The sequence below is a fragment of the Streptomyces sp. JH14 genome, from assembly GCF_029428675.1.
In the GTDB taxonomy this organism is placed as follows: Bacteria; Actinomycetota; Actinomycetes; order Streptomycetales; family Streptomycetaceae; genus Streptomyces.
Genome location: NZ_JAJNEL010000001.1, coordinates 2,270,211 through 2,280,933 on the forward strand (window position 1 = coordinate 2,270,211; position 10,723 = coordinate 2,280,933).

Consider the following 10,723-nt stretch of genomic DNA (forward strand, 5'->3'; position numbering starts at 1 on the left):
GGACTGTGGACTACCGGCTGGTTGTGGAAAACTCCGTCACCGCCACGAACCGCTCCCGCACCTCGCGGTAGCGCACCAGCTCGGCCGCCACCGGATCGAGCACCCGCGCCCGGCCGCAGGCCGCAGCGGCCTCGCGCAGCCGCCGCTCGGCCTCCTGCCCGTACCGCCGCGCAGGACCGCGCGCGGCGGCCGCACACGACCACTCGACCAGTGGCCCGCCGATGACCCCGGCCACCATCACCGACGTGGCCGTGAACAGCCCCGGGTCGACCACGCCGACGATCTGGCCGATCAGCCAGAGGCCGCCGAAGATCTGCAGCAACGTCATGGACACCTGCGCCAGTACGGCGGCGGGCCACCAGGCGGGCCGCGGTGGTCTGCCGGCCGCCCGCCCGCTGTGCACGACACCGGATGCACCGGCCACCACGGTGGCCACCACACCCCCGGCGCCCGCACCGACGGCGTCCGGCGCCCCGCTCCCCGCCCCACAGCCGGTCTCCTCACCCGCGGCCCTGCCACGGCCCTCCGCTTCCGCTCCGGCCTTCTCCGCCAGCTCGTCCAGCGCCTCCGGCAGCCCCTCCGCCCCCTGTACCGCGGCCTCGCGGACCGCCTGCGCCCAGGGGCCGGGCAGGCCGTCGGCGGCGGCGTCCGCCACCGTGCGTACCGCCTGCTCGACACGTTGCCGTGAGGTGAGCTGCTCCTCGGGCGGCGCGGGCAGCACGGCCGCCCGGTCCGGGGTTCCCGGCCGCCGGGTGGACTCGTACCAGCGCCACAACCGCAGCCAGGGCGTCCCACAGGCCCGCCCGGCGTTCTTGCGCCACTCGCGTTCGGCGGCCTGCCCGGCCGCGGCCGCGCCGACGGCTTCGGCGAGCCGGTCGGCGAACTCCTCGCGGGCGCCTTCCCCGAGTCCGGGCCGCCCCTCGGCGACGTACACCGGCCGCAGTTTCGCCGCCGCGGCGTCCACATCGGCGGAGAGCCGGCGCGCCGCGGCCGTACGCTCCTGGACGAACCGGCCGAGCAGCTCGCGCAGTTCGCCCACGCCGTCGCCGGTGAGCGCCGACAGGGACAGGACCGTGGCGCCCGGTTCGCCGTGTTCGCCCAGGGCCATGCCGTCCTCGTCGAGCAGCCTGCGCAGATCGTCGAGGACCTGGTCGGCGGCGTCGCCGGGCAGCCTGTCCACCTGGTTCAGGACGACGAAGGTGACCTCCGCGTGCCCGGCCAGCGGCCGCAGATAGCGCTCGTGCAGGGCGGCGTCCGCGTACTTCTCCGGATCGGCGACCCAGATCACCGCGTCGACCAGCGCGAGCACCCGGTCCACCTGCTCGCGGTGCCCCGTGGCCGCCGAGTCGTGATCGGGCAGATCGACGAGGACGAGCCCCTGAAGCGCCTCGTCCGACTCCGTACCGCCCTGCTGCGGCCTGCGCCTGAGCCGCCCGGGAATGGCGAGCCGGTCCAGCAGCCCGGCAGCGCCGTCGGTCCAGGAGCAGGCGATGGGTGCGGCGGTGGTCGGCCGGCGCAGTCCGGTGTCGGAGATCTGCGCGCCCGCGAGAGCGTTGAAGAGGGTCGACTTGCCACTGCCGGACGCCCCGGCGATGGCGACGACGGTGTGCCGCGAGGAGAGCCGCTGACGGGCGGCGGCCTCGTCGAGTACGCGCCCCGCCTCGGCGAGGGTGGTCCGGTCGAGCCGGGCCCTGGACAGCCCGACGAGCTCACGCAGCGCGTCGAGCCGCGCCCGCAGGGGGCTGCCGGACGGTACGTAGGCCTCGACCTGGGGCCGTACGTCGTCGTCGGATGCGGCCTCGGGTTCGGGTCCGCCCTGGGGCTCGTCGGCCGCGGCAGCGGCACGCCGGGCGATCAGCCCGTCGTCCCAGCGCCCGACGGGCTCGGGGACGACGCGGGGCGCGGACCGCGCGCCTCGGCCCTGGTCCCGCTTCCGGACCGCCTCCCGGGCCGTGTCCCGGGTCGTCGCCCGCCCCCGGCCGTGCTCCTGGTCCTGCTCCTGGCCGTGGTCCTGGTCAGTGACGGCAGTCAACGCTGCCCCCTCTCCTTCTGCAGTACGGAAAGCGCGGCAATCAATTCGGCCTGCGGCTCCGGGGCCACGTCGAGCGCGTCGAGCGGCGCGAGCCGCCGGTCGCGTTCGCCGTGCAGCACCCGGTCGATAGAGGTGGTGAGCAGCTCTCCGCCCTTGTCGCGCAGCCGCAGTGCCCCGTGCGCGCCGATGCGTTCGGCGAGCTGTTCCCCGGCGCTGCGGGCCCGGCGCCCGCCGAGCAGGGCCGCGGCCAGCAACGCCGCCACCGTCTCGGCGTCCGGGGCGGAGTTGCGCTCCAGCTGGCGCACCTCTTCCTCGGCCAGCTCCTCCAGGACCCGCCGCCACCGCCGTACGGCCATGGCGATCCGGCCCCGGATGTCCTCGGCGGGTCCCCATCCCCCGGCCTCCCGGCCGGCGGTCTCGAGCCCGAACACACCCGCTGCGGGCTCATGCCGCCAGGTCGTCCTGATCTGCTCGTCGGCAGCGGTCACCGCGCAGTGCAGTAGCGCGACCAGGCTCTCCACCAGCGCGTCGAGAAGCTCCTCGGAGGAGCTGTAGTGCGGGTATCCACGCCACCTGGTGCGGGCGTCCCCGGCGAGCACCCCACCGTTCTGCAGCCGCCTCCGCACCCGGGCACCCTCCTTCTGGAAGGCGTCCTCGACCACGCCGGTGAGCCGCACGGCCGCCGCGTGCTGCGCCGCGACGGCCCCGGCCAGCTCCGGCAGTCGTACGTCCAGCGAATTCATCACCCCGGACGCCGTGCGCCCCACGGCCTGCTGACGGGCCGCCGGATCGTGCACGCGGTGCCCCAGCCAGGCACGCAACGGTGCGACGGCGGTGGTGGGCAGCAGCCCGGTACCGCCGCCCGCCGACTCGGGCAACTCGGGGATGGTGAAGCGCGGCACCTCGCCGAGACCCGCCCTGGCGAGCAGCGCCCCGTACTGCCGCGACACTTCGGCGATCACCTGGTGCGGCACCCGGTCGAGCACGGTGACGAGGGCGGCGTCGTACTCCTTTGCGGTACGCAGCAGATGCCACGGCACCGCGTCGGCGTACCGGGAGGCGGTGGTGACCATGACCCAGACGTCGGCGGCGCAGATCAGTTCGGCGGCCAGTACCCGGTTCTGCACGACGAGCGAATCGAAGTCCGGAGCATCGAGCAGCGCGAGGCCACGCGGCAGACTCGCGGCGGTCTCGATCCGCAACGCGGTCCCGTCCTCGTCCTCGCCCTCTTCGAGCCCGTCACGGTCGTCGAGGCCGGGATCCGCGGACTCCCCCGACGGCAGCCAGACCCGGGTCAGCTGCGGCAGCACGCGGAGCCCGGAGAACCAGTGATGGTCATCCGGATGACAGACGAGAACAGGGGTCCGGGTGGTCGGCCGCAACACCCCGGCCTCACTGACCCGCCGCCCCACGAGCGAGTTGACGAGCGTCGATTTCCCGGCCCCGGTGGATCCGCCGATGACCGCGAGCAGCGGCGCTTCGGGATCCTTCAGCCGGGGAAGCAGGTAGTTGTCGAGCTGGGCGAGCAGCTCGACCCTGGTCTGGCGGGCCCGTGCCGCCCCGGGAAGCGGGAGCGGCAGACGCACGGCAGCGACACGGTCGCGCAGGGCGGAAAGTGCGTCGATGAGCTGAGGCCGTACGTCCATGGTTACCACATGCGAAGAATGCCCAATTTTGGCGGCTTTTTGAAGCGTATAGCCGTCTCTGCGCGCCGGTTACGCCGTCGGGACAGAGGGGACGAGTGGGGCGCAGGCATAACGAGTGCACAACACCCGGGGCGCTGGACGTCAAAAGCGGTGCACGAATGGCACCTACCTGCGATTATCGGTTCGCTTCACTGAACCTCCACATCGTGCCACGCAGGTGAAGCAACCGGGTCCAGTCGATCGGAGCCCTATCCTTGTCCCGGCAAGGTCACGGACCGGCCCGGTCCCAGGGCTCCAGGCCGCTGAGGCCACCAGCCGGCCCCCGTAGCTCAGTGGATAGAGCAGGCGCCTTCTAAGCGCTTGGCCGCAGGTTCGAGTCCTGCCGGGGGCGCTTTACCCGCACGACGTCAGGCCCTCCTTCGGGAGGGCCTTTCTTGCAGGCCACAGCACCGTAGCGAGGGCCGCGTAGCGAACGCATAAGCGCCGGACCCTTCCCAGGTCACAGTGGGGAGGGTCCGGCGCTGTCCGGATGTCACCGGGCTTCCGCGTGGCCATGGTGGATACGCGGTGGCGCTTCCGGAGCCGCGCTCAACGCTCCGACTGATCCGGTACGACCCCTCCGGCCTCGATGTGCTTCGTGAGATCCGTCAGGTGTCCGACGACGCACCGGGCATGGATCCCGGTTCGTCGGGCGAGTGCGCCGAAGGCCGTAGACCCGCTTGCCGAGCCGCGGGGCGAACTCCTCCGGGGCGAGGACTTCCCCGCGCGCGGTCCGCCGGGCCCGCCGGAGGGCCGGCCCCGAGAGCAGACCGCCGTTCTCCCCTGCGCGGGGATCGGGCTGTGATGAACCGCCCCGCGACGGGACTCGCTCTGTAGGGTCGGGATCATGAGCGTTGAGGTTGCGGTTGTCCGTGAAGCGAACGACGAACTGGTCGAGGCATTTGCCCGGTTGCTGCCTCAGCTTTCGAGCACGGCCGCCCCGTTGGACCGCGAGGCGGTGGGGCGCCTGCTCGCCTCCGACGCGAACACGGTGTTGGTGGCGCGGGTCGAAGGCGAAGCGGTCGGGATGCTGACGTTGGTCATGTTTCCGTTGCCTTCGGGTGTGCGGGCCCGCATCGAGGACGTGGTCGTCGACGAGGCCGCGCGGGGGCTCGGCATCGGGGGTGCCCTGACCGAGGAGGCGCTGCGCCTGGCGGACGCGGCGGGTGCCCGGACCGTGGACCTCACATCGCGTCCGTCGAGGCAGGCGGCGAACCGGCTGTATGAGCGCCTCGGTTTCGAGGCAAGGGATTCCAAGGTCTACCGCTTCGTCCTGAAGAGGTGAGCAGAGCGTCCTTGGTGCGAACACGTTCGTGAGCGAACGGGCGGCCAGAGCTCCCGCTCCGCTGCCGACGGCCCCGCCTGCGACCGGCTTTCCGCGGAGGCCCGGTCCGCAACACCCGCGGCCGCTCGTCGATGGACAAGGACGTGCCGACGTGCGAAGCAGAAACCGGGTGCGGATCACCGGCCGGCCGGGCGCACCGGTGGCGCCGCCCGGCCGGGGCCGGTGGTCATCATGGCCGGGCGAACCGCAGGTGTCGTCGTTCGGCCAGCTCCTCCGCGCCGACCACGGTCAGAACCGGGGAACCCGGTGGCGCGAACATGGTCACCACCAGCTGCGACTGCGCGTCCGGAAGGTTGTTGGCCCCCTGGTAATGGATCACGTCGCCGCCGGGCTCGAACAGGGCGTCACCGGCCTTGAGCACCCGGGGCGGCTGCCCCTCCAGCTCGAAGAGGATCTCGCCCTGGGTCACGTAGCCGAAGAGCGGCCCGGGGTGCCGGTGCGGCGGCGCGCCGGGGTCACCGGGCGGCAGGGTGACCCGGATGGTACTGGCCGAGGCGCCGGCCGGGATCCGGGCCGCCGCCTCCGGCAGGGTCGTGATCACCTCAACGCCTGGGGGCAGGTGCGTGTGCTCAGTGCTCATGTTTTCCTCCGAACAAGGGTTGTCCAGAGTGCAGACAAGACGGCCTCCCCGTTTGTGACAGCCCTGCGCGGCGAACTTTCCCGGGGTCGCGCCGAAGATCCGGCCGGCGGGGTGGGGACGCCCGGTTCGCCCATCGTCCGCGGCGAGCGCCGGCTTGGGCAACCACCTCGCCGGCAGTGGCCGTTGAGACCCTGTGGGGCCGCCCCGAGCCCTGAGGCCATGACGCGACTCACGTGACTGCTTCCGGACGGCACCGCGGCGGATGTGGAGCCGTCGTCGTCCCCGGCAACAAGATGACGAGCAGTGACGACGCCGGCGTGCCGCTGCGGGTGTTCCCCTGGTGGAGGGTCCTTTTGGTCCCGCAGGTGAGTGCGCCTATCTTGGCGCACATGCAGTCCTACACGATCGGCCAGGCAGCCAGGCTGCTGGGAGTGAGCCCGGACACCGCGCGGCGGTGGGCGGATGCCGGCCGGATGGCGACCCACCGTGACGAAGGTGGGCGACGGCTCATCGACGGCAAGGATCTGGCCGCCTTCTCCGTGGAACTCGCCGGGACCGGCAGCGGCGAGGAGGACGCCTCGTACACCTCCGTCCGCAACGCCTTCCCCGGCATCGTCACGGCCGTGAAGCTCGGCGACGTAGCGGCGCAGGTGGAGATCCAGGCCGGTCCGCACCGGCTGGTCTCGTTGCTGACCCGGGAGGCCGTGGAGGAACTGGGCCTGGAGGTCGGCATGGAGGCCACCGCCCGCGTGAAGTCGACGAACGTGCACATCGACCGCACCTGACGCGGCACCCACGGGTGGCGGGCCCCTGGATCACGTCACCACGGAGCAGGGGTGCGCGCCGGGATATGAGGCATCGTGCGCCAGGGGTGTGAGCTGCTGCCGGTTCGACCGTCGCCGAGCGGGACGCGAAAGCGGGAACCCAACGCATCCAAAACCGTTCGGGATGCGCCCAGTACGCAGCAGTGGGTCCAAGACTCACTCATGCGCACTGGTTAGGAACGGTACGACACCTTCCGCGGTACCCGTCGGCGTCACGTCCACGAGGTGTAACCACCGTCCACGCGTACCGCGTTGATGCCGCTGATGTGCCGGGCTCCGCAGCGGTCCTGGGGCAGCACGAGCTGGGGTCCGGCGCGGTCGAGCGGGTTGTCGTCGATGCTGACGGCGAGCAGGACCGCGGCACGGCCGAAGTCCGGGTCGATCTCCGCCCAGGAGAGGAGCGCGTGGTGGCCGTCCGCGCCCGTCACGGCGATCAGGAAGCGCAGGCGGTCCTTGCGCCGGGCGGGGTCGAAGGCGGGGCCGGCGGCGGACAGGACGTCGTGCAGCAGTGGTCCCGTGAAGCCGTGGTGCTGGACGCCGCTGGTCGCGCACTCGAAGCTGACCCGCGCGCGATGCTGGGGCCAGGCGAGCAGGTCCGACACGGTCAGCCGGGCCGGGCGCGCAAGGTCCCCGGTCAGGGCGAGCTCCGCCACCGGATCGGCAGCCCGTCGCGTCAAGGGCTGGCTCACTGGCCACCACCTCCCCGGGTGACGGTACCCGCACCCCGGCCCCGTACAAACGCACATGCGCACCCTGCCCGCCAAAGGTCCAGCTCATGCAATGCAACAGAAGACTTCCTCCTTGCATCTGCGGCAGTATCATCCCCACGTGCAGATCCACCGGACCGGAGAGGGGGCCGCCTTGACGGGCGTCAGTGCCGACACGCCCGGGCGCTGGATCGACGGCGGCCGACTGCACGCCGAGCGCGACGAGCCGGGCCGCCGGATCATCCCCGGGCCGGACACCGATGAACTCAGAGGGAGTGGACCCGTGATATCCCGTTCCGCACGCCGGACCCGCCGAACCCTGCAGGTGGCCGGTGCAGGCGCCGCTGCGCTGCTGGCACTGAGCGCCTGCTCCTCGTCCGACGACTCGTCGTCCACGTCGGACTCGTCCGCCTCGGCGTCCGCGGACGCGTCGAAGGAGCTCTCCGGCACGGTGACCGTGTTCGCCGCCGCCTCGCTCAAGGAGAGCTTCACGACCCTGGGCAAGGAGTTCGAGAAGGAACACCCCGGCACGAAGGTCACCTTCAACTTCGGTGGCAGCGACAGCCTTGCCGCCGGCATCACCGGTGGCGCCCCGGCCGACGTCTTCGCCGCCGCCAGCCCCAAGACCATGGCGATCGTCACCGACGCGAAGGACGCGTCCGGCACCCCGGCCACCTTTGTGCGCAACCAGCTGGAGATCGCCACCCTGCCGGGCAACCCCCACAAGGTCTCCTCCCTGAAGGACCTCACCAAGTCCGGCCTCAAGGTCGTCCTGTGCGACAAGACCGTGCCGTGCGGCGCCGCCGCGCAGAAGGCCCTGGACGCCGGCAAACTCGAGCTCACCCCGGTCTCCTACGAGCAGGACGTCAAGAGCGCCCTGACCAAGGTCGAGCTCAAGGAGGCCGACGCCGCGGTCGTCTACAAGACCGACGTGAAGGCGGCGGGTGACAAGGTCGAGGGCGTGGAGTTCCCCGAGTCGGCCAACGCCATCAACGACTACCCGATCGCCCTGCTCAAGGACGCGCCCAACGCGGACGCGGCAAAGGCGTTCATCGAACTGGTCCAGTCCGCCGAAGGCCAGAAGGTCCTGACCGAGGCCGGGTTCCTCCAGCCATGACCTCGCTTCACAAGTCCGGCGCCGCGGCCGATCCCCTCGCGGGCGAACCGCGGCGCGGACGCGTCCGGGGCCGCCGCCCGGGGGTTCCGCTGCCGCTGCTGGTGCCCGCGCTGATCGGCCTGGCGTTCCTGCTGCTGCCGCTGGTCGCCCTGCTCGTACGGGCACCGTGGCGCAGCCTGCCCGACCAGCTGACCAGTCCGGAGGTCTGGCAGGCCCTGCAGCTGTCCCTGCTCTGCGCCACCGCGGCCACTGCGGTGAGCCTGGTCATCGGCGTGCCGCTGGCCTGGCTGCTGGCCCGTACGGAGTTCCGCGGACGCCGCCTCGTACGCGCCCTGGTGACCCTGCCGCTGGTCCTTCCCCCGGTGGTCGGCGGTGTGGCACTCCTGATGGCTCTCGGCCGCAACGGCGTCGTGGGGCAGTGGCTGGACTCCTGGTTCGGGATCACGCTGCCGTTCACCACGGCGGGGGTCGTGGTCGCGGAGGCGTTCGTCGCGATGCCGTTCCTCGTCATCAGCGTGGAGGGCACGTTGCGGGCCGCGGACCCGCGCTACGAGGAGGCCGCCGCGACCCTGGGTGCCTCCCGCTTCACCGCGTTCCGCCGGGTCACCCTCCCGCTGATCGCCCCCGGCATCGCGGCCGGATCCGTGCTGGCATGGGCACGCGCGCTGGGCGAGTTCGGCGCGACGATCACCTTCGCGGGCAACTTCCCGGGCCGTACGCAGACGATGCCGCTGGCCGTGTACCTGGCGCTGCAGAGCGACCCGGCCGCGGCGATCGCGCTGAGTCTGGTGCTGCTGGCCGTGTCGATCGCCGTCCTGGCCGGCCTTCGGGACCGTTGGATGACCGCGTCATGAAGCCCCGAGACCACGCGGCCACGGGCCCCGCCTCCGGCGTCGTACGCGGCGAGGGCCTCGATGCCCGTCTCGTCGTGGACCGCGGTTCCTTCCGGCTCGACGTCGCGCTGACCGCCGCCCCCGGTGACGTCGTCGCGCTGCTCGGCCCCAACGGCGCCGGGAAGACCACCGCGCTGCGCGCGCTGGCCGGGCTCACCCCGCTCACCGGCGGCCATCTGCGCCTCGACGGCGCCTCGTTGGACCGTACGCCGCCCGAGTCCCGGCCGGTCGGAGTCGTCTTCCAGGACTATCTGCTCTTCCCGCATCTGACCGCCCTCGACAACGTCGCCTTCGGCCCCCGGTGCCAGGGCGCGTCCAGGGCCGAGGCCCGGGCCCAGGCCGCGGAGTGGCTGGACCACATGGGTCTCGCCGACCATGCCGGTGACAGGCCCCGCCGGCTCTCCGGCGGCCAGGCCCAACGCGTCGCCCTGGCCCGCGCCCTGGCGACCCGTCCCCGGCTGCTGCTCCTCGACGAACCGCTCGCCGCCCTCGACGCCCGCACCCGTCTGGACGTGCGCGCTCAACTGCGCCGCCGTCTGGCGGAGTTCGAAGCGGTCGCGGTGCTGGTCACGCACGATCCGCTGGACGCCATGGTGCTCGCCGACCGCCTCGTCGTCATCGAGCACGGCCGTATCGTCCAGGAGGGCGCCCCTTCCGACATCGCCCGTCACCCGCGTACGGACTACATCGCCCAGCTGGTCGGCCTGAACCTCTACCGGGGGCGGGCCGAGGGCCACACGGTACGACTCGACGCGGGACCCGCCGCCACCACCACCGAGGACCTCACCGGCCCCGTCTTCGTCGCCTTCCCGCCGAGCGCCGTGACCCTGTACCGCGACCGCCCCACAGGGTCCAGTGCGCGCAACCTGTGGCGCTGCGAGGTGGCCGGCCTGGAGACCCACGGCGACCGGATCCGCGCGGGCCTCACCGGCGAACTCCCCCTCGCCGCCGACCTGACCACGGTCGCCGCGGCCGAGCTCGACCTGCACCCGGGCGCCACGGTCTGGGCGACGGTCAAAGCGACCCAGACGCACGCGTACCCCGCCTGATCCCGGCACCTGGCGCCGTGGTGACGGCGTGCAGGCATCGGATGCACGTACTGCGGCCCCGGACACCCGCCCGATATGCAGCCTTCGTACTCACATGCGAATCTGAAAGGGCCCAATGTCCGAGAGCCGGTACAGGAGGCATGATCGTGAGCAAGAAGCAGAGTCGGCAGAACCGCGGTGCCCGCACTGGCGGCCATGAACGCAGCGCTGCTGTGGAGACGAAGGAGCAGCAGCCGCACACGACGGCCGCTCCCGACACAGTGCGCTCGATCCAGGAGCCGGTCGCCCACAGGAAGCAGCGGAAGTTCGGTCACAACTGATCCCTGGCGGGTCGACCGCCATCGGGACAGCAGTGTCAGGGCACCCCTGAGAGGGCCGCCAAAGGGCCCGCTCGGGGGCGTCTGCCGTGCGCGGCCTTCTTGCCGTACGCGATCGGGCGCACGCGCCCGCGACCGGCACACCCGCCGAAGGGGCAGGCGCCTGCCGGAAAC

9 protein-coding genes, 1 tRNA gene and 1 pseudogene are annotated in these 10,723 nt (G+C 72.3%); 7 read left to right on the forward strand and 4 right to left on the reverse strand.

Features of this window, described 5'->3' with window-relative positions:
- Positions 1–10 precede the first annotated feature (10 nt).
- Both LRD69_RS10240 and LRD69_RS10245 read right to left on the reverse strand, forming a co-directional pair.
- Positions 11–2,032 carry a GTPase gene (locus LRD69_RS10240; RefSeq protein ID WP_277326252.1) on the reverse strand — a complete coding sequence of 674 codons (2,022 nt, stop codon included), beginning with the start codon at positions 2,030–2,032 and terminating at the stop codon, positions 11–13.
- Positions 2,029–3,678: a dynamin family protein gene (locus tag LRD69_RS10245; protein WP_277326253.1), complete on the reverse strand. Its 1,650-nt coding sequence runs from the start codon at positions 3,676–3,678 to the stop codon at positions 2,029–2,031. The genes LRD69_RS10240 and LRD69_RS10245 overlap by 4 nt, the downstream gene beginning before the upstream one ends.
- Positions 3,679–3,996: 318 nt before the next feature.
- On the opposite strand from LRD69_RS10245, the gene LRD69_RS10250 reads away from it, so the two are divergent.
- Positions 3,997–4,069 (forward strand) — tRNA-Arg (locus LRD69_RS10250).
- 483 nt (positions 4,070–4,552) lie between these two features.
- A pseudogene (locus tag LRD69_RS10255) lies at positions 4,553–5,002 on the forward strand (GNAT family N-acetyltransferase); the annotation flags it as partial.
- A gap of 229 nt (positions 5,003–5,231) precedes the next feature.
- Here LRD69_RS10255 and LRD69_RS10260 read toward each other — a convergent pair.
- On the reverse strand, positions 5,232–5,642 hold the full coding sequence (locus LRD69_RS10260; protein WP_277326254.1) for a cupin domain-containing protein: 411 nt from the start codon (positions 5,640–5,642) through the stop codon (positions 5,232–5,234).
- Between the two features lie 389 nt (positions 5,643–6,031).
- On the opposite strand from LRD69_RS10260, the gene LRD69_RS10265 reads away from it, so the two are divergent.
- On the forward strand, positions 6,032–6,427 hold the full coding sequence (locus LRD69_RS10265; protein ID WP_277326255.1) for a helix-turn-helix transcriptional regulator: 396 nt from the start codon (positions 6,032–6,034) through the stop codon (positions 6,425–6,427).
- Between the two features lie 251 nt (positions 6,428–6,678).
- Here the strand turns inward: LRD69_RS10265 and LRD69_RS10270 are convergent, their stop codons facing one another.
- Positions 6,679–7,155, reverse strand: a complete 477-nt coding sequence (locus tag LRD69_RS10270; RefSeq protein WP_277326256.1) for a molybdopterin-dependent oxidoreductase — start codon at positions 7,153–7,155, stop codon at positions 6,679–6,681.
- Between the two features lie 304 nt (positions 7,156–7,459).
- Between LRD69_RS10270 and modA the strand changes: the two genes are divergently transcribed.
- The 4 genes from modA to LRD69_RS10290 all read left to right on the forward strand — a co-directional run bounded on the left by modA (position 7,460) and on the right by LRD69_RS10290 (position 10,552).
- A complete protein-coding gene (gene modA, locus LRD69_RS10275; protein WP_277329684.1) occupies positions 7,460–8,290 on the forward strand; it encodes a molybdate ABC transporter substrate-binding protein in 831 nt (276 codons plus the stop codon).
- On the forward strand, positions 8,287–9,144 hold the full coding sequence (gene modB, locus LRD69_RS10280; RefSeq protein WP_277326257.1) for a molybdate ABC transporter permease subunit: 858 nt from the start codon (positions 8,287–8,289) through the stop codon (positions 9,142–9,144). The genes modA and modB overlap by 4 nt, the downstream gene beginning before the upstream one ends.
- Positions 9,141–10,232, forward strand: a complete 1,092-nt coding sequence (locus LRD69_RS10285) for an ABC transporter ATP-binding protein (RefSeq protein ID WP_277326258.1) — start codon at positions 9,141–9,143, stop codon at positions 10,230–10,232. The genes modB and LRD69_RS10285 overlap by 4 nt, the downstream gene beginning before the upstream one ends.
- 140 nt (positions 10,233–10,372) lie before the next feature.
- Complete coding sequence (locus tag LRD69_RS10290; RefSeq protein WP_277326259.1) at positions 10,373–10,552, forward strand: hypothetical protein; 180 nt, start codon at positions 10,373–10,375, stop codon at positions 10,550–10,552.
- Positions 10,553–10,723 lie beyond the last annotated feature (171 nt).

What these genes read in the sequence shown, in the direction of transcription:
- LRD69_RS10245 (WP_277326253.1), bottom strand. Translation starts at nt 3,678, where the DNA reads ATGGACGTACGGCCTCAGCTCATCGACGCACTTTCCGCCCTGCGCGAC.
- LRD69_RS10260 (WP_277326254.1), bottom strand. Translation starts at nt 5,642, where the DNA reads ATGAGCACTGAGCACACGCACCTGCCCCCAGGCGTTGAGGTGATCACG.
- LRD69_RS10265 (WP_277326255.1), top strand. Translation starts at nt 6,032, where the DNA reads ATGCAGTCCTACACGATCGGCCAGGCAGCCAGGCTGCTGGGAGTGAGC.
- modB (WP_277326257.1), top strand. Translation starts at nt 8,287, where the DNA reads ATGACCTCGCTTCACAAGTCCGGCGCCGCGGCCGATCCCCTCGCGGGC.
- LRD69_RS10285 (WP_277326258.1), top strand. Translation starts at nt 9,141, where the DNA reads ATGAAGCCCCGAGACCACGCGGCCACGGGCCCCGCCTCCGGCGTCGTA.
- LRD69_RS10290 (WP_277326259.1), top strand. Translation starts at nt 10,373, where the DNA reads ATGATCGTGAGCAAGAAGCAGAGTCGGCAGAACCGCGGTGCCCGCACT.